This is a genomic window from Pseudomonas sp. R4-15, from assembly GCF_055768815.1.
On record NZ_CM147293.1, the window covers coordinates 3,114,150 to 3,131,723 of the forward strand.

19 protein-coding genes and 1 other RNA gene are annotated in these 17,574 nt (G+C 66.1%); 2 read left to right on the forward strand and 18 right to left on the reverse strand.

The genetic code is table 11. From position 1 onward, the window contains the following. Positions 1 to 65: 65 nt before the first annotated feature. The 3 genes from ACYRGX_RS14870 to ffs form a co-directional block, all read right to left on the reverse strand. Positions 66 to 392: a YbaB/EbfC family nucleoid-associated protein gene (locus ACYRGX_RS14870; RefSeq protein ID WP_473053237.1), complete on the reverse strand. Its 327-nt coding sequence runs from the start codon at positions 390 to 392 to the stop codon at positions 66 to 68. Beyond that, a complete protein-coding gene (gene dnaX, locus ACYRGX_RS14875; RefSeq protein ID WP_473053238.1) occupies positions 389 to 2,455 on the reverse strand; it encodes a DNA polymerase III subunit gamma/tau in 2,067 nt (688 codons plus the stop codon). Before dnaX ends, ACYRGX_RS14870 begins: the two co-directional genes overlap by 4 nt. A gap of 176 nt (positions 2,456 to 2,631) precedes the next feature. Then, positions 2,632 to 2,728: signal recognition particle sRNA small type (gene ffs / locus ACYRGX_RS14880), an RNA gene on the reverse strand. A gap of 217 nt (positions 2,729 to 2,945) precedes the next feature. On the opposite strand from ffs, the gene ACYRGX_RS14885 reads away from it, so the two are divergent. Then, positions 2,946 to 3,224, forward strand: a complete 279-nt coding sequence (locus tag ACYRGX_RS14885) for an HU family DNA-binding protein (protein WP_473053239.1) — start codon at positions 2,946 to 2,948, stop codon at positions 3,222 to 3,224. Between the two features lie 55 nt (positions 3,225 to 3,279). Here ACYRGX_RS14885 and ACYRGX_RS14890 read toward each other — a convergent pair whose 3' ends face one another. From ACYRGX_RS14890 to selD, 8 genes are all read right to left on the reverse strand, one after another. Then, positions 3,280 to 4,074 carry an acyl-CoA thioesterase gene (locus ACYRGX_RS14890; RefSeq protein ID WP_473053240.1) on the reverse strand — a complete coding sequence of 265 codons (795 nt, stop codon included), beginning with the start codon at positions 4,072 to 4,074 and terminating at the stop codon, positions 3,280 to 3,282. 88 nt (positions 4,075 to 4,162) lie between these two features. Further along, positions 4,163 to 6,148, reverse strand: coding sequence for a transglutaminase TgpA family protein (locus tag ACYRGX_RS14895; protein WP_473053241.1), 1,986 nt, complete (start codon positions 6,146 to 6,148; stop codon positions 4,163 to 4,165). After that, entirely contained in the window at positions 6,145 to 7,140 is a 996-nt protein-coding gene (locus ACYRGX_RS14900) for a DUF58 domain-containing protein (protein WP_473053242.1), read from the reverse strand. The genes ACYRGX_RS14895 and ACYRGX_RS14900 overlap by 4 nt, the downstream gene beginning before the upstream one ends. Next, entirely contained in the window at positions 7,110 to 8,027 is a 918-nt protein-coding gene (locus ACYRGX_RS14905; protein ID WP_473053243.1) for an AAA family ATPase, read from the reverse strand. Before ACYRGX_RS14905 ends, ACYRGX_RS14900 begins: the two co-directional genes overlap by 31 nt. 82 nt (positions 8,028 to 8,109) lie before the next feature. Next, complete coding sequence (locus tag ACYRGX_RS14910) at positions 8,110 to 8,712, reverse strand: flavin reductase family protein (protein WP_473053244.1); 603 nt, start codon at positions 8,710 to 8,712, stop codon at positions 8,110 to 8,112. A 24-nt stretch (positions 8,713 to 8,736) separates the two neighbouring features. Beyond that, complete coding sequence (locus ACYRGX_RS14915; protein ID WP_473053245.1) at positions 8,737 to 9,015, reverse strand: hypothetical protein; 279 nt, start codon at positions 9,013 to 9,015, stop codon at positions 8,737 to 8,739. Between the two features lie 47 nt (positions 9,016 to 9,062). Further along, positions 9,063 to 10,178: a tRNA 2-selenouridine(34) synthase MnmH gene (gene mnmH, locus ACYRGX_RS14920; protein ID WP_473053246.1), complete on the reverse strand. Its 1,116-nt coding sequence runs from the start codon at positions 10,176 to 10,178 to the stop codon at positions 9,063 to 9,065. Beyond that, positions 10,178 to 11,212: a selenide, water dikinase SelD gene (gene selD, locus ACYRGX_RS14925; RefSeq protein WP_473053247.1), complete on the reverse strand. Its 1,035-nt coding sequence runs from the start codon at positions 11,210 to 11,212 to the stop codon at positions 10,178 to 10,180. Before selD ends, mnmH begins: the two co-directional genes overlap by 1 nt. 131 nt (positions 11,213 to 11,343) lie before the next feature. On the opposite strand from selD, the gene ACYRGX_RS14930 reads away from it, so the two are divergent. Continuing rightward, a complete protein-coding gene (locus ACYRGX_RS14930) occupies positions 11,344 to 12,354 on the forward strand; it encodes a patatin-like phospholipase family protein (protein ID WP_473053248.1) in 1,011 nt (336 codons plus the stop codon). Positions 12,355 to 12,426: 72 nt separating this feature from the next. On the opposite strand, the gene ACYRGX_RS14935 is transcribed toward ACYRGX_RS14930, so the two are convergent. The 7 genes from ACYRGX_RS14935 to ACYRGX_RS14965 all read right to left on the reverse strand — a co-directional run bounded on the left by ACYRGX_RS14935 (position 12,427) and on the right by ACYRGX_RS14965 (position 17,511). Then, entirely contained in the window at positions 12,427 to 13,218 is a 792-nt protein-coding gene (locus ACYRGX_RS14935) for a DUF4892 domain-containing protein (protein ID WP_473053249.1), read from the reverse strand. Positions 13,219 to 13,225: 7 nt separating this feature from the next. Beyond that, entirely contained in the window at positions 13,226 to 13,888 is a 663-nt protein-coding gene (locus ACYRGX_RS14940) for a glutathione S-transferase family protein (RefSeq protein ID WP_473053250.1), read from the reverse strand. 51 nt (positions 13,889 to 13,939) lie between these two features. Next, complete coding sequence (locus ACYRGX_RS14945; protein ID WP_473053251.1) at positions 13,940 to 14,794, reverse strand: alpha/beta fold hydrolase; 855 nt, start codon at positions 14,792 to 14,794, stop codon at positions 13,940 to 13,942. Continuing rightward, positions 14,784 to 15,596, reverse strand: a complete 813-nt coding sequence (locus tag ACYRGX_RS14950; RefSeq protein ID WP_473053252.1) for an alpha/beta fold hydrolase — start codon at positions 15,594 to 15,596, stop codon at positions 14,784 to 14,786. Before ACYRGX_RS14950 ends, ACYRGX_RS14945 begins: the two co-directional genes overlap by 11 nt. Before the next feature lie 114 nt (positions 15,597 to 15,710). Beyond that, the gene (gene sixA / locus ACYRGX_RS14955; RefSeq protein ID WP_473053253.1) at positions 15,711 to 16,175 is read right to left on the reverse strand and encodes a phosphohistidine phosphatase SixA; all 465 of its coding nucleotides are present in this window, start codon (positions 16,173 to 16,175) and stop codon (positions 15,711 to 15,713) included. Then, positions 16,172 to 16,477 carry a DUF4389 domain-containing protein gene (locus tag ACYRGX_RS14960; protein ID WP_473053254.1) on the reverse strand — a complete coding sequence of 102 codons (306 nt, stop codon included), beginning with the start codon at positions 16,475 to 16,477 and terminating at the stop codon, positions 16,172 to 16,174. The genes sixA and ACYRGX_RS14960 overlap by 4 nt, the downstream gene beginning before the upstream one ends. 5 nt (positions 16,478 to 16,482) lie before the next feature. Further along, positions 16,483 to 17,511 (reverse strand): NAD(P)H-dependent glycerol-3-phosphate dehydrogenase, encoded by a 1,029-nt coding sequence (locus tag ACYRGX_RS14965; protein WP_473053255.1) that lies wholly within the window; start codon positions 17,509 to 17,511, stop codon positions 16,483 to 16,485. Positions 17,512 to 17,574: the final 63 nt, after the last annotated feature.

Here is a 17,574-nt window from a genome sequence, read left to right on the forward strand (position 1 = left end):
AATGGATGGGCAAGCATGATCGAATCGGCGCCGCGACAGATCGCGGCGCGCGCAGGGATGCCACCTTAGAACGGCATCTTGAAGCCCGGCGGCAACTGCATGCCGGCAGTCATGCCGGACATCTTTTCCTGGCTGTTCTGCTCGATCTTGCGCACCGCATCGTTGACTGCAGCGGCGATCAGGTCTTCGAGAATGTCCTTCTCTTCCTGCATCAGGCTGTCATCGAGGCTCACACGCTTGACGTCATGGCGACCGGTCATCACCACGCTGACCAGACCGGCACCGGATTGCCCGGTCACCTCGGCGTTGGCCAGTTCTTCCTGCATCTTCTGCATGCGTTCCTGCATCTGCTGGGCCTGCTTCATCAGGCCGGCCATGCCACCTTTCATCATGACGGGGTCACCTCGGTTTTCTGGGTATCTATGGGTTCGATGGTACCGTCGCGGATCACCGCGGCGAATTGCTGCATCATTTGTCGGACCAGCGGATCAGCGTGAATCGCCTCCTCTGCCTCCTTCTGGCGCAGCAGCCGCTTGCGTGCGGCCGCCTGTGCCGGCGTTTCCTGGGTCGGCTTCTGTACTTCGACGCGCAGTTGCACCGAGCGCCCCAGATGCGTGTCCAGCGCGTCGTTCAAGCGGCGCAGCTGGGTGGCGTTGAACAGGGCACTATGCGCCGGGTCCAGGTGCAGCAACCAGCAGTCGGCCTCGACCGAGATCAAGCTGCAGTTGGCTGCGATGCTCCCGGTCAGACCCGCCAGGCCCAGACGCGGGAACAATTCGAGCCACTCGGCCGCAAGACCGCTGGCCGGTTGGACATCGGCCAGCTCCTCCGCCTCGACCGGTGCCTCCTGCTCCTCTTCGCCGCTCTGCTCCAGGTACGCGTAGGCGTCGGCGTCCACTTCATAGTAGTCGTCATGTTCCGGGGGCTCCTCATCGGCGCCCAACGCGGTAATCACATCCGCGTCGGCTTCGTCGATGGGCGGCGCAGCCTGCTGATGCACCTCGGCGACCGGCTCCGCCTCCAACGGCTGGTCGCTCGCCACCGGGCTATCGGGGGATGCGACCGGTGCGAGCGGACCGGGCTCGGGCTCGGGCTCGGGTTCCGCCTCCGGCTCCGGCTCCGGCTCCGGCTCCGGCTCCGGCTCCGGCTCCGGACTATCGTTCCAGGGCAGATCCACGGGAGCCACCTCGACCACTGCCGCCACCGGCTCATCCTCCACCTGGCTGGATTCGGCAACGGGCTCCGGCGGGGCGGCAACGGCAGGCCGCTCGACGACGGGCGTCGCAGCGGCCACCGGTGCTGGAGCGGGATCAACCGTGGCCTTGGTGATCCCCAGGGGCTTTAGCGGTGAACGTGGCGGCGCTTCGCTACCGGCCGGACGAAACGCCAGCATGCGCAGCAGCGCCATCTCGAAGCCGCCCCGGGGCTGCGGCGCCAACGGCAGGTCGCGGCGCCCGATCAGGCCCATCTGGTAATAGAACTGCACGTCCTCGGCCGGCAGTGCCTCGGCCAGCGCCAGCACCTTATCGCGGTCACCCTGACCATTGTCGATGGCTTCGGGCAGCGCCTGAGCGATGGCCACGCGGTGCAGCACGTTGAGCAGTTCGGCGAGCACGCCGCCCCAATCGGGGCCCTGCTCGGCCAGGTGCCGGACGGCTTCGAGCAGCGCGCGGGCATCCCCTTCGAGCAGCGCATGCAATACGCCGTAGACCTGACCGTGATCGAGGCTGCCGAGCATGGCGCGGACATCGGCGGCAAGCACCTTGCCCTCGCCGAAGGCGATCGCCTGGTCGGTGAGGCTCATGGCGTCGCGCATCGAACCATCCGCTGCGCGACCCAGTTGCCACAACGCATCCTCTTCGAAAGGCACGCCCTCGGCACCGAGCACATGGGTCAGGTGCTCGACCACGCGCTCCGGCGGCATGTTCTTCAGGGAGAACTGCAGGCAGCGCGACAGGATGGTGACCGGCAGCTTCTGCGGGTCGGTGGTTGCGAGCAGGAACTTGACGTGGGGTGGCGGCTCTTCGAGGGTCTTGAGCAACGCATTGAACGAGTGCGTGGAGAGCATGTGCACTTCGTCGATCAGGTAGACCTTGTAGCGGCCGCGACTGGGCGCGTACTGCACATTGTCGAGCAGTTCGCGGGTGTCCTCGACCTTGGTACGGCTCGCGGCGTCCACCTCGATCAGGTCGACGAAGCGCCCCTCGTCGATCTCCCGGCACACCGAGCACTGACCGCACGGCGTGGAGCTGACACCGGTTTCGCAGTTCAGGCACTTGGCGAGAATGCGCGCGATGGTGGTCTTGCCGACGCCACGGGTACCGGTGAACAGGTAGGCGTGGTGCAGTCGGCCATTGTCCAGCGCGTTGATGAGTGCCTTGAGCACATGCGTCTGGCCCACCATCTCGCGGAAGTTGCGGGGGCGCCATTTGCGCGCAAGGACTTGATAGCTCATCGAAAAACCGTCGCCACGAAGGATGCTGCAGAGCCCGTCATGCTAGCGAAGCCGGCGGTAAAATGCACCCGTGCATAGCGCTAGCGCACAGGCAGGACGCACACGCCCAGGCAGCCATCGCGTAAGCATGAAGGAATCGAAAGCGGAAACTAAAGGAGGGAGAAACTGGAGGTGGACCCTACCAGCCACACCCCGGCACTCAATGTTCCCGCTGTGGCTGCTCCCTTCCGGGCCTGACCAGGTTAACGGGTAATCAATGCGAGGGGACCGGCAGGGCCACCATAAAGACATCCGCCTGGCGGCGAACGGCGGCCATTGTACCGGCTTACCGGCAAACTACAACCATCAAAGTTTCGTCAGAACAAACACTTGCCACACAGGTCAAACCTGGCCCGGCTGCGGTAGCCCACCACAGGCACGTGCGGTTCCAAGCACCTCGTCCGCGGGGTAGACTGCCCGCCACCCTTCGTCCAATGGAGCGAGACAAGACATGGCCCTGAGCAAAGACCAACTGATCACCGACATCGCCGAGGCGACCGACGCGCCCAAGGCCACCGTACGCGCGGTGCTCGAGCAACTCAGCGAGATCGTCAGCGATACTTTGGAACACGGCAACGAGCTGACCCTGCCAGGCATCGGCAAACTCAAGGTCGGCGAACGCCCGGCACGCACCGGCCGCAACCCGCAGACCGGCGCGAGCATCCAGATCGCGGCCAAGAAGGTCGTCAAGTTCGTGCCGGCGAAGGCACTGGGCGACGCCCTGAACTAAGCAGCGCACGCTGCTGCGAAGAAGCCGGCCATGCGCCGGCTTTTTCGTTCCTGGCTCAGGCGAAGACCGTCACCGTCTGCCGACTGATGGCCAGCAGCACGCCTTCGCGGCTCCACAAGCCGGCAGCCACATGCCCGTAGCCGTCATGGGCGCATTCGATCTCGGCGCGGTAGAGATAGCTGTCATCGGCGCGCAGCCCGTCGGGGCGAGGCTGCACGAATTCGATGGTCCAGGTCAGCGTGCTGCCCGGCGCGGGAGCGCGAAGGTGCATCAACGGCGCCGGCGGCCAGGCATCCACCAGGGCCAGCAGATGACTCTCATCCAGTGCAGCGTCGCTGCTTTCACGCAGCCGTACCCAGCCCCCCATCCCGCGCGCCGGTGTATTGCTGAAGGGCAAGCCACCCTCGCCCCAGCTCATCGCCAGGTGACGGGTGAACTCGGGCGTTATCCCCTTGATATAGGGCAGCTCGCGGCACTCCTCCACGGGAGGCATCGACGGCGCTGGAGCCGGCGTTACTTCCACGCTCGACGCCCGCGCCAAGCCGAAGCTGCCTTGCACCAGGGTGGTCACCTGCCCCTCCTGCACGGCGCGCCCGAGTACCTGGGTCACCGCCCTGCCCTGTCGCAGCACTTCGGCTTCGAAGCGCGCTGGCGCGCCGGTCTGCAATGGAGCGACGAAGGTCACGGCCAGCGAGCGCAAGGGCCGCGGCTCGTCCAGCAGCAGGCGCATGCGCTCATGCACCAGCGCCGCCACGACACCGCCAAAACCCGCACGCCCCTGGCCCCAGGACGGCGCCAGTTGCAGTTCATCCTGCTCGCGCGCGCAGCGCATCAGTTCGGAAAACTCCACCGATATAACTCCTTTAGAGGCTGCCTCAATGGTAGGCGATGCGGCAGTCGGTCGCGCGGGCAGATCGGCCAATCTGCCGGGCGAAGCCTCAACGTCGGCGCAAGGCACTGCGCAACTCGGCCAATGCCTGGTCCAGCGCAGCCAGGTCCAGCGCCAGTCCCGCATAACGCTGGGCCTGATATATCGCGGAGAACCGACGAATAGCGCCCGCCTGAGCCGGCAGGCTCAGTGCAGCGCGCTCGGCAAAGGCGCGCGGTCCCTCGCCCGCAGTACGCTGCAACGCGCGGCGCGCGAGCATGGCCTCGAAGCGGGCATGACGGCGTAGCAGCGGATCCTGCTCGCGGCGCCAGGGTTTGAACAGCCACAACCCCAGCATGCCCAGCGTCAGCGCTGCGACCACCAGTACCGCGATCAACAGCCGTGCGCCGCCCAAGCCGCCGAGCCAGCGCTGCAGCAGTTGCCCCTGTTGCTCGCTCTGGTAGTTCAGTACCCAGCGTTGCCAGCCGTAGTTGAGGTTCTCCCAACCCAGGCGCAGCCGATTCAGCCAGCTGACGTCCCGGAAGCGCAACATGGAAAAAGGCGCTCCCTCGAGGAAGCTCTGCTCTTCGGCCACCGCCTGTTCCAGCCCCTGCTCGATGCGTAGCGGCGAGACCTGGAAGGTAGGATCCACGCTCTGCCAACCGACGCCCTGCTGCCAATACTCGACCCAGGCATGGGCGTCGAACTGGCGCACCGTGAGGTAACCGCCCGACGCGTTGAACTCACCGCCCTGGTAGCCCGTCACCACCCGTGCCGGGATTCCCGCGGCGCGCAGCACGAAGGTCATGGCCCCGGCATAGTGAGCACAGAAACCGCGTCGGCTATCGAACAGGAAAGCGTCCACCGGGTTCTCCTGCAATACCGGCGGACGCAGCGTGTAGACGTAGGGCTCACGGGCAAAATGCGCCAGCAGCGCGCGCACCAGCGACGCGGTGTCTGGATGCGCGGCCTTCAGCTGCGCGGCCCAGGCACGGCTGCGAGGCTCTCCGCCGGCGGGCAACTGCAGTGCCTGGCGCAACATACCCGGACTGCCGTCCGGCTCGCGCAGGGCTTCGGGCCAGCTACGCACGCGATACAACAATGGGGCCTCGACGGGCCGCTCGCGCTGCAGGTGGAAATCGCTCATCAAACGAGCACCACCGCTGGCGGACTGCGGTGTGTCCAAGGTGAACAGCCAGGGGTCTCCGCTGGGCTGCATGATCACGCTGTAGTCCAGTGGCTCGCCGCGCAGTTGCCGCTGCGGCGCTCGGGGCATTCGCGCGAAGGGCGATTGCGACCACCGTCGACCGTCATAGCGATCCAGGGTCAGCGCGCGCCAGTAGAGCTGCGGACGCGGCGGTGGCGGGCCGTCGAAACTGGCACGGAACACCAGTTCAGCGGAGCGCCCCAGCTCGGCGATGTCTCCCGGCGCCATACTGTCGGAAAGTCCCGTACGCGCCTGACGATCCGGCTGCGGCAGCGACCACAGCGGCTGCAACCGCGGAAAGAACAGGAACAGCAGCAACATCAACGGCAACGCATGCAGCATCAGCGTCGCCGCCAGGCGCAAGGTCGCTGCCGGCGCCTGACCAGGCCCGCCCTGCTGCAGGCCGATCAGACTGGCCAGCAATGCGCAGACCGAGAACATGCTCAGCAGTGCGGCGAGAATGCCGTCGTCGAACAGGTAGCCGGTGGTCACCACGAAGAAGCCGAGGAACACCACCACCAGCGCATCGCGGCGAGTGCGCATTTCCACCAACTTGAGCACGAACGCCGCCACCAGCAGCACATTGCCGGCGTCCAGCCCGACCAGGCTGCCACGGGAGAAATACACCCCCGCCGCCACGGCGGCGAGCAAGGCAGCCTTGATCAACGTGTTCGGATAGCGCGCCCGCATGCGCATGATCTGCAGGCGCCAGCCCGCACAGAACAGCCAAAGCACCCACACCCAGGGGGGCAGATGCGCCAGGTGCGGCAGTAACACCAGCGCTTGCGCGACCAGCAGCCAGCTCAGCGCGATGCGCGGAATCGCCGCCTGCCCGAGGGCCGCACTCATTGCGGCGGCTCCGCCGGCAGACCATATAGCGCCAACTCCCGCAGGCAGGCCTGACGATGCCTGGCACCACTGTCCGGACCGAGCTGTCGTCCGCCTACACGCAAAGCGAAGGCTTCCCCGCGTTCATCGAGCGCCAGCACCCAGTGGCACAGCAAGGAGAGACGTTCCTCCAGATCGCCATCCAGCGCATCCGGGTCGAGCAGCAACTCACGCCCGCCCAAGGCCGCGAACTCGCGCACCTGAAGCCCCAAGCCGCGGGAATACGCCTTCCAGTCCAGACGCTGGCGCGAGTCACCCACCTGGTAAGGGCGCAGGCCTTGGAAATCCTCGCTGCCACGACCGATCACCTGCTGCCCTTGCTCGTCGCCCTCCGCTGCGCCCATCGCCAATGGCAGGTCGCCGGCCAAGGGTCGGGGATAGACCAACACGGTCCAGCGCAGATCGACCTGGCTCCAGGCCACCAGCAAACCGAGCGGAAAGCGGCTCTCCACGCGCAGGCGCGGCACCTTCAGCCAGCCACGTCGCAGGGTCGCCACCGACGGCTCGCAGAGCGCTTCGCTATCGGCGTCAAGCTCAGCCCACAACAGGGCTTCGGGTGGCCAGCCCAGCGCCACCGCCTGATGCGCGTGAGCGCCACTGAGCAGCTTCAACGGCAGGCGTGCGCGTTCGCCAGCGAATACCGGCAAAGGCGCGGCGGCCTGCAACTCGAGCCCCGCGAGGTTGCGATAGGTATGCAAGATGGCAACCACGAAGATGGCGCCCAACAGGAAGGTCAGCGCATAGGCCAAGCTGTTCTGATAGTTGATAGCCGCGAGCAGAATGATCAACAGGGCGACACCGAACATTACGCCGCTACGCGTAGGAAGGATGAAGATGCGCCGCTGGTCGAGGCGCACCCGATCGCTCGCGGGAATCCGTCGGGCCAGCCAGCGCTGCCCGAAGCCGTGCCAAGGACGCCGCTTCAGAGCGCCGGAACTTCGTCGAGCAACCACTGCACCAGCGCCCCGGTACCGCGGCCGCCGGCATCGGCGCGCTCGCGCAGACGATGCCCCGCCACGGCCGGCAGCACCACCTGTACGTCCTCGGGAATCACGTAGTCACGCCCCGCGAGATAGGCCCAGGCGCGTGCCGCGGCGAGCAGCGCGAGGCTGCCGCGCGGCGACAGACCCCAGGCGAACTGCGGCTGGCTGCGCGTCGCCTCGACGAGGCGCAACACGTAGTCGACCAGCGCATCGCTGACCCTCAGCGCCGCCACCTCCGCCTGCGCGGCACGCAGTTCCTCGAGGCTCAGCAGCGGCTCGAGACGCGGCAGGATTTCCCGCCGCGACGCCCCCAGCAACAGCGCGCGTTCCGCCGCGCGCGCCGGATAGCCCAGGGACAGGCGCATCAGGAAACGGTCCAGCTGCGACTCGGGCAAGGCATAGGTTCCACCCTGATTCACCGGATTCTGCGTGGCAATGACGAAGAATGGGCTGGGCAGCGCGCGCGTCTCGCCCTCGATGGTCACCTGTCCCTCCTCCATCGCTTCGAGCAAGGCGCTCTGGCTCTTGGGCGTGGCGCGATTGATCTCGTCGGCGAGCACCAGCTCGGCGAAGATCGGCCCGGGGTGAAAGACGAACTGTCCGCTCTGACGATCGAACACCGAGGTGCCAAGGATGTCGCCCGGCAACAGGTCGGAGGTGAACTGAATACGCTGGAACCCCAGGCCAAGCACCCGCGCCAAGGCATGACTCAGGGTGGTCTTGCCCATGCCCGGCAGGTCTTCGATCAACAGGTGGCCATCGGCGAGCAGACAGGCGAGCGCCAGGCGCACCTGCTCCCCCTTGCCGAGTACCACCTGATTGATCCGTTCCAGGCAGGCTTCCAATCGGGAACGCATGGGCTACTCCTTTACCAGATTCCCTACCCTAGCCGATGAACGATCGCCGGTCAGTTAGCGCAACCTTTTCTTACAACGCGGCCTATGGCCTGCGCATCTCGAAACGATCGCGAGTACTGCTGTAGGACGAGCCGCTGAGTCGCCCGATCAGGTCCAGCGCCGCGGGATCGATACGTCCTTCGCGCAGCACGCGCTCGTCGATATGCGCCAGCAGGACCTGGGCGAAGACCAGGTGGCAATTGGGACGCTCGCGAGGATAAGGCATGGCCTCGACCAAGCGGCACTCGAAGGCGACGGGGGCGTCGGCCACGCGGGTGGCGGCCACTCGCTGCGCGGGGATACCAGGAATTTCGCAGCGTTCGAATTCATTGACGCCGTAATCGAGAATCGCCGCGCTCGCATTCATCCGCTGCGCACTGGCGTGGTCGACCAGCTGCACCACCAGCTCGCCACTGGCGAGGATGTTGCGGATGCTGTCCTTGAGGCTGCCGTCGTCACGCTGACCGATGTTCACCAGCAAGGTGGGGGGATCGTCGTTGACGATCTGGAAGAAACTGAAGGGCGCGAGGTTGTCCTGCCCCTCCGGGGAGCGCGTCGAGACCCAGGCGATCGGTCGCGGGGTAACGGTGGCCGACAACCAGCGATAGGCCTCGGCGGCACTCAGGGTTGAGAAATCCAGCAGCATCGAAACTCCCGATAAAGCAATCGTTCAGCGCCCAGCGCGCGACTCACGCAGATAGAAGCGTGCCCGCTCGGCCTTGGCTACGCAGCCGTCGAACACTTCGAACTGCTGCTGGGTCTTTGCCGCGGTCAGTAGGGTCATCGCCTTCGAGTAGCTGACCGTGCCGGCGAAGCCTTCCGCCTCGGCCAGGCTTTGTTCCTTCCAGGCGGAAGACAACAGGTCCGCGCACTGCTGGCGGTGGGCGGTCTTGCCCGCACAGCCCGCCAGCACCAGCAATGACAGCGACACTAACAGACAGGTTTTCATGGGAGCGCTCCTTGATATCGAGCCCGAGGGTAGCGTGTAGCAGCCGTTTAGAGAGAAGAATTCTGTGAAAAGTGCCTTTCCTGGAGGTAGCCCAACACCGCCTCCCGGTCCCCGGCGAAGACGATGCGCGCGGCCTTCTGCTCACGCTGATAGGCATACATCGGGTCGTAGTACTCCGCCAGTAGCGCGGCGATCCAGCCTTCGTGCCCCTGCACGCCACGCCCGGCGGCCTGTTCGATCAGGGCGTCATCCATGATCTGCGCCAAGCGACTGTAGCGCTCACCTCCCAGTCGCTTGACGATGCCCGCCAAGGCGCGTCTCAGGCGCTCGGCATACAACGTCATGCCACGCTCGGCGCCATGCAGGGCGACGAATTCGGCCGCCAGGTCCACCACGTAATCCTTGAGGATGCGCTGCACGCGTCCCTCGAACGAATCCTCCAGCCACACCAGCGGGAGCTGCTGCATCGCCTGGTGCAGCTCCAGCGGCAGCGAGCAGGCGCCGACCAGGCGGCTCTCGTCCTCGATGACGAAGTGGCGATGGCCGCGCGCGCGCTTCTTCAGCAGGTCGACGGCCAGGCGATTCTCGAAGTCGATCTGCCCCGGCTGCACGATGGCCCGTTTACCGAACGCGGAGCCGCGGTGATTGGCATGGCCTTCGAGGTCGATGGCATTGTCCAGGTGCGCAAGCACTTCGGTCTTGCCCGTGCCGGTGAGACCGCCGACGACGGTAAAGCCACATTCGCCCAGAGCGTCCACCGTGCTTTGCATGAGAAAGCCGCGCAGCGCCTTGTAGCCGCCGATCACCCGCGGGTAGGCGATACCGGCCTCGTCACGCAGCCACTGCTGCACGATCTGCGAACGCAAACCGCCGCGAAAGCAGTACAGGTAGCCGTGCGGATTGGCGCGGGCGAACGCGGCCCAGGCCTCGATGCGCGCAGTCTTGGTCTGCCCGCTGACCAGTTGGTGACCCAGCGCGATGGCGGCGTCCTGGCCACGGTTCTTGTAGCAGGTGCCGACCTTTTGCCGCTCCAGATCGTTCATCAGCGGCAGGTTGATCGCCAAGGGAAACGCCCCCTTGGCGTACTCGACCGGTGCGCGGGCATCCATCAGGGGGCGGTCTTCGAGAAACAGCTGGCGAAAATCGGTGCAGTCGGGACGCATCAAAGGACCTCGACCGCGAAACGCTGTCGTTCGACCATCTCGCCGATCGGCTCGAGCGACAGCCCTTGCGCAACCGCGCACTGGAGGAAGGCGGCCTCGCCTTCGGGTGTCACCGCGACCAACAGTCCGCCGCTGGTCTGCGGGTCGCACAGCAACAGCCGCGCGAGCTGGGGCAACGGCGCGACCTTGCTGCCGTAACTGTCGTAGTTGCGCCCGCTGCCACCGGGCACGCAGCCTTGCTCGAGGTAATACTCGATGCCCTGCAGGCGCGGCACCCGAGCGAACTCGACGCGCGCCGTCAGCCCCGCGCCTTCGGCCATTTCCAGCAGATGGCCGAGCAGGCCGAAGCCGGTGACGTCGGTCATCGCGGCAACCCCGTCGAGCTTGCCGAAGGCGCTGCCGACGCGGTTGAGCGTACACATCCAGTCGCGCGCCAGGCCGACATCGGCGGCGCGCAGCTTGGCCTTCTTCTCCGCCGTGGTGAGGATGCCGATACCCAGCGGCTTGGTCAGGTACAGCCGGCAGCCCTGCTGTGCGGTGTCGTTGCGCTTCATGTGCCGCTTGTCGAGCAGACCGGTGACCGCCAGGCCGAAGATCGGCTCGGGCGCGTCGATCGAATGTCCGCCAGCCAAGGGGATGCCCGCCTCGTCGCACACCGCACGACCGCCGCGCACCACCTCACGGGCGATTTCCGGCGCCAGCACGTTGATCGGCCAACCCAGGATGGCGATGGCCATCAGCGGGTCGCCGCCCATGGCGTAGATGTCACTGATCGCATTGGTGGCGGCGATGCGGCCGAAATCGAAGGGATCGTCGACGATCGGCATGAAGAAATCGGTCGTCGAAATCACCCCCCGCTCTTCATCGATGGCGTAGACCGCGGCATCGTCGCGCGAGGCGTTGCCGACCCACAGCTTCGGGTCCAGGTGCTGCGCACCGCTACCCGCGAGGATCACGTCCAGCACCTGGGGAGAAATCTTGCAGCCGCAGCCGGCACCGTGGCTGTATTGGGTGAGGCGGATCGGCTCGCTCATGGCGTTCTCCAGGATTCTGTCGATTGGGATAACCGGCAACGATTCTAACAGCTCGCCTGCTCGCCTGATCTTTCGCACGCGCATGCGGAGCGCTATGGTGCGGCCGTTACAGAGTTTTTCAGGAGCACCACATGGGCAAGCGAGTCGCGTTGGTACTGGGCTCGGGAGGTGCGCGGGGCTACGCGCACATCGGTGTCATCGAGGAGTTGCTGGCGCGCGGCTACGAGATCGGCTGCATCGCCGGCTGCTCGATGGGCGCGGTCATCGGTGGCGTCTACGCCGCCGGACGCCTGAAGGACTACCGCGAGTGGGTGGAAAGCCTGGATTACCTCGATGTGCTGCGCCTGGTCGACCTCAGCTTCTCGCTGGGCGCGATGCGCGGCGACAAGGTGTTCGGCAAGGTGCGCGAGATGATCGGCGACTGCGATATCCAGGATTTGCCGATCCCCTACACCGCCGTCGCCACCGACCTCACCAACCAGCAGGAGATCTGGTTCCAGGAGGGCTGTCTGCACCAGGCGATGCGTGCGTCGGCGGCAATTCCCAGCCTGTTCACCCCGGTGATGCAGGGCCAGCGCATGCTGGTGGATGGCGGCCTGCTCAACCCCCTGCCGATCGTGCCGGTGGTTTCCAGCCACTGCGACTTGATCGTCGCGGTCAACCTCAACGCCACCGGCCCCAGTGCCTATCACCTGCCCGAGCCCGAACGTACGCCGCAATTCCGCCGGCGCCTGGATGGCCTGTTGGAAAGCCTCGGCGAGCGCCTGCCGTTCCTGCGCCGGGAAGATCACGAACAACTGGCCCACGAACTGCAACGCGGCGCACTGCCCGACCCCTGGATAGATCCCACACCGGGCAACAGCGCCGCGCCGGAGCGTGCCAGCAATACGCGCTCCGCCAGCGGTAGCCAGGTGCTGGACACCGTTGGCCCCGCCTCGCTGCTGGACCTGATCAACCAGAGCTTCGAAGTGATGCAGACCTCGCTGGCGCAGTACAAGATCGCCGGTTATCCGCCGGACGTACTGATCGACGTACCCAAGCGCATCTGCCGCTTCTTCGAGTTCTACCGCGGCGCCGACCTGATCAAGGTCGGCAGGCAGATCGCCCACGACACGCTGGATCGCTACGAAAACCGCCAATAAGGCAACGCCGGGACTTCACCGCCAGGGACAGTTGCCTACTGCGCTTCGGCGTGCAAGCCAGGGGCCTGCACTTTAGCGCAGCAGACGCAGACGCAGCCCTTCGCCGTCAGCGGATTCCATCTCCAGACGCGTGGCGCGGACGCCTTGCGCCACCAGCGCATCGCGCCAGGCTTCGCCCTCGGGGCCGGAGAGCGCCAGACGCAGCGTCGCATCCATCTTCAGCGTAGCGGCCAATACCTCTGCCCAGTGCCCCGTCGGGTCGCCAATCTGCTCGGGCAGGTTGAGCTCACCCGTTTCCCGCAATTGACGCAACAGGGTCGCCGGCGTCGGCAGGCGCTCACCCAGCGGCGCGTCCGCGGCGAACTCCTCGACGTGCAGGTAACCCCGTCGATTGCCACGGGTGATCGCGTACAACGCCACCAGACTGTCCACCTGCGGCTCACCCAGGCGCAGCAGGGCGTAGGCCTGGTCGTCATCCGGACCATAGAGCCGGGATTGCTCGAACACGGCGTTGGCCCACAGGCTGCTGGAGCCGCAATCACGTCCTTCGCACCAGTACAGCAAGTGCGCGCCCTCAGTCAGAAGCGAGCGTCGGGCCGCCTCGAAGCTTTGCTGGGTCGGCACATCGCGTGGCAGCTCGTAGGTGCGCGCATGCAACTGGCCGTGGGCCTCGATCATCCCCTCGTAGCGCAGACGGTTGCTGATCCGCCGGATTGCGCCTTGCGGGTAGATCCGCTCGAGGCTCGCCTGATCCTCGCTTACCAGACGTGCGCCGTCCGGCACCGGTACCTTGACCTCGGCGTGAAGCAACTGAATGGGCATGGCCAGCAGCGCTGACAGGACGAGAAAATGGGCTCCCTGCATCCTCACCTCAGCGAATCAGCATGGACTGTGCGCTGGTCACCTGCGCACCGCTGTCCGATTCACGCGCCGGGCGCTGCAGGCCGCGCTGTACGGCGGGGCGCGCCTCGATCGCCGCCAGCCAACGCTGCAGATGCGCCAAGCCTTCCACTGAAACGCCGGCCCATTCATGCCCGCGCACCCAGGGAAAACAGGCGATATCGGCGATGCCATAGTCGCCAGCCAGGTACTCGACCTCGCCCAGCCGGCCGTCCATGACCTCGTACAACCGCCGCGTCTCATTCTGGTAACGCGCGATGGCAGACGGCAACTTCTCGGGAAAATAGCGATAAAACACGTTGGCCTGCCCCTGCATCGGCCCTACCCCACCCATCTGGAACATCAGCCATTGCAGGGCGATGCTGCGACCGCGGGGGTCGCTCGGCAGCAGGCGTCCGGTCTTTTCGGCGAGGTAAACGAGGATGGCACCGGACTCGAAGACGGCGAAGTCGTCCGCGTCACGGTCGACGATCGCCGGAATCCGGCCATTGGGGTTGATCTTGAGGAAGGCGGGGGCCTTCTGCTCGCGGCGGTCGAAACTGAGCACGTGGAGTTGGTAATCCAGGCCCAGCTCTTCGAGCATTATCGAGGCCTTGTGGCCATTGGGTGTGGCAGCGCTGTACAGGTCGATCATGGGAGCTCCTTGATACACGCAGGGTCGGCAACGACCGCGGAGAGGTCAAGGTTAACCCAAGTGATCTTTGAAACAGGCTGCTACCGCATCGGCACCGGCATCATCGTCCAGGTGCAGGTGATGACCACCAGGCAGCCGGGTGATCTGCACCGGCAAGGTATCCAGCAGCGCCTCCAGGCGTTCCCGGCCGACCAGCAGTCCACTCTCGGCCAACACCAGATGCGCAGGGCAACGCAATGCACGGGCGAACGCCAGCGCCTGCTCGAAGCTGAAACGCAATGGACTGGGCAAGGTCAATCGCGGATCGCTGCTCCACCGCCACCCATCGGCCCCCGCGGCCAGGCCGCGCGCTACCAGCAGGCGCGCGGCGGACTCGCTCAGTCGTCCCGCGCCCAGCCGCGCACGCACCGCCTGCTCGGGGTGCTCGAACAAACGCCGGGATTTCCCCTCCAGCGCACGCCTTGCCTGCAGTGCCCGCCCCAGTTGGGCCGCCGCATCGAGCTCCTCGCCGTGCAACGGCAGCAATCCGTCGATCAATGCCAGGGCACTGACCCGCTCCGGTACGCTGGCGGCCAGCAGCACCGAGACGATCGCGCCCATCGAATGCCCGAGCAGCCCGAAGCGCTCCCAACCCAGTTGCTCGGCGATCGCCAGCACGTCTGCGACGTGATCCCAGAGGTAATAGTCGCTACCCGGCGGGCGGTGCCCGGACAAGCCATGTCCGGCGAAGTCCACCGCGACGATGCGCAACCCTGGCAGGCGCGGCGCCAACCGCTCGAAGCTGGCCGCATTGTCCAGCCAGCCATGCAGGGCCAGCACCGGTGGCGCCTCTTGCGGCCCGTAGGCCAGGGCCGCGATATCCAGATGGGGCAGAGGGATGCGCAGGATCTCGGGCTCAGCGCTCATGGGTTCCCTCCTTGGCTATGGCGCGCCAGCGCGCGAACAGCTCGCGCAGGCGCTCAGCGGTCAACCTGGGATGCTCCAGCGGAAACATGTGCCCGCCCGGCATGCGCAGCGTTTCGCCACGCGGCAGACGTCGGGCAGAACGCAGATGGTGAGCGAGCACCACGCGGCTTTGCGCGCCATGCAACAACGCCAGCGGCAGGCGCAACGGCGTTGCGCTCCTCGGCGAAGAATGTGGCAGGCTGCGATAGATGTCGATTTCGGTGGCCGGATCGAAGAACAGCCGCAACCCCTGCTCCGCCGGCGCCAGTCCGTGCTCGACGTAGGCCGCCAGGCAGTCGGGGTCGAAATCGCGGAACAGCGAACGCATGGCGAAGTATTCGCGCGCCTGCTGCTGGTCGGCGAAATGCGCGCGCCGCCCCAGGGTACGCCCGGCGGGAGTGATCCGATCGATGAAGCCCAAGCGCTTGGCGGCGCGGATCAACCAGCGATCGGCGAAGGTCAGCACCGGCGAGTCGAGCATCACCACGCCCAGGTAGAACTCCGGATGGCGCAGGGCCAGGTGGTAATGCAACACACCGCCCAGGGAATGCCCGACACCCCAGACAGGCGTACCGATGCGCGAGATGTGGTAGTGCAATTCCTCCAGCAGGCCTTGCCAGTTGTCATTCACCGGGAAGCGCGGATCGTGGCCGTGGCGGTCCAGGCGATGGATCTGCTGCTCTGCCTCCAGATACTGGAAGAGCTTGGCATAGGTAGCCGACGGAAAGCCGTTGGCGTGTGCAAAGAAGATGGGCTCGGACATGCGACGTTCGACCACAGGCAGAGCCGGCATCTTGACCAGCGGCGGCTCGCCGAACAAGGCACAGCGCGGCCAGCCAGGAGGGCATTCACGCCATGTTGCGGCGCATCAGACGCATCACTGACCGATCTGAGGGTGATACAGCGAGACCAGGCGCATCCCCCCCACCAGCGGCAGATCGCCCTCCAGGCGCGCCAGGCTGGCCGTGCGCATCGCCAGCGCCGCCTGCCGATGCCCTTCGCAGAGCCAGCCGGCCAGCGCGCCCAGCAACGGCTGGTGGGCCACCAGCAACAGACTGTCTTCCTGCCGTGAACAGAGCCTGTCGGCAACCTCGCGCGGATCTTCGTCGGGGGTCAGCCAGGTCACCGTCTCCACGGCGCCGCTGTAACCGAGCCGCTGCAGCGCCAGCGCCGCGCTCTGTTGAGCGCGCAGATAGGGGCTGGCAAGGATCGCGTCCGGCACCGACGAGAGCTGCACAAGGCTGTCCAGCACCTCACGCTGGCCGTGCTCGGTGAGCGCCCGGCGCTCGTCACTGGGCGCCTGGGGCTGCGCCTCGCCGTGGCGCAACAGCCAGAGCCTCATGGCTGAGGATCCGCCTCGACCTGAGCCGGCCGCTCCCGCGGCCAATCGGCGAACGGCCAAGGCTTCTCGTCGCTGTGGAAACTGCCATAGCGCCCGATCTGTGCCAGGTAACGCGACAGGGCGTCGCCAAAGGCCATCAAGCCGGGGTGCGCCCGTCCACGCAGCAAGCGGTGCAGCAACTGCGCGACGATCAGCAGGAACAGGAGGATTTCCGCCACCTGCCAGGCGAGGAAGAACAGCAGCATCCAGCACAGGCGCATGAGCAGGGCTTCACGACGCAGTTTTTCGAGGGGACCTTGCATGGCATTCATCCGCTGAAATCGGTGGTGGAGATGAAGTCGACATCGGTCTTCGGCTCGCCGCTCATCAGCGCCTCGATGACCTGCGCCAGGGTGCGGCCCTCGAAGAGGATCGCATGCAATCCCGCGACCAGTGGCATGTAGACCTGCAACTCCTCCGACTTGGCACGCAGCACGCGGAGGGTATTCACCCCCTCGGCGGTTTCACCGAGCGCCGCCACCGCGTCTTCCAGCGTGCGCCCCTCGCCGATGGCGAAGCCCACCCGATAGTTGCGGCTCTTGGGCGACGAACAGGTGACGATCAGGTCGCCCACACCGGCCAGACCCAGGAAGGTCATCGGATTGGCGCCCAGATGCACGGCGAAACGGGTCATTTCCGCCAACGCGCGGGTAATCAGCATGCTGCGGGTGTTCTCGCCCATGTCCAGCGCGGCGGCCATGCCGGCGATGATCGCGTAGACGTTCTTCAGCGCGCCGCCGAGCTCCACGCCAAAGCGGTCGGGGCTGGCATAGACGCGGAAGGTACGCCCGTGCAATACGGCCTGCACCGCCTCGCAGAGCTCCTCGTGCTCGCTGGCGATGACCGTCGCGGTCAGCGCGTGCTCGGCGATCTCGCGCGCCAGGTTGGGTCCGGAGATCACGCCGATATGCGCCTGCGGGGCGATTTCTTCGAGGATCTGACTCATCAGCATGAAGGTGCGCGGCTCGATGCCCTTGGTCAGGCTCACCAGCATGCGCCCGGCGAGCTTTTCCGCCACGGGTGCGAGTACCTGTCGCAGGGCGCTCGAGGGCAAGGCGACGAAAATCAGTTCGGCATCGGCCAACACCTGCTCGAGATCGGTGCTCGGCTCCACCGCGGCATGCACGGGGATGCCCTTGAGGTAACGCGGATTGCGGCGCTCGAGGCGAATCGTCTCGGCCTGCTGCGGGTCGCGCATCCAAAGGCGCACGGGATGGCCATTCTCGGCGAGCAGGTTGGCAACGGCGGTGCCGAAACTGCCACCGCCAAGCACCGCGAGGGTTTGCTGTCGGGTCATCGGTCTTCCTGATCCATCCTCTGATAATGCGGTCATTATACGGACACGGGGGACGGCGGCCAG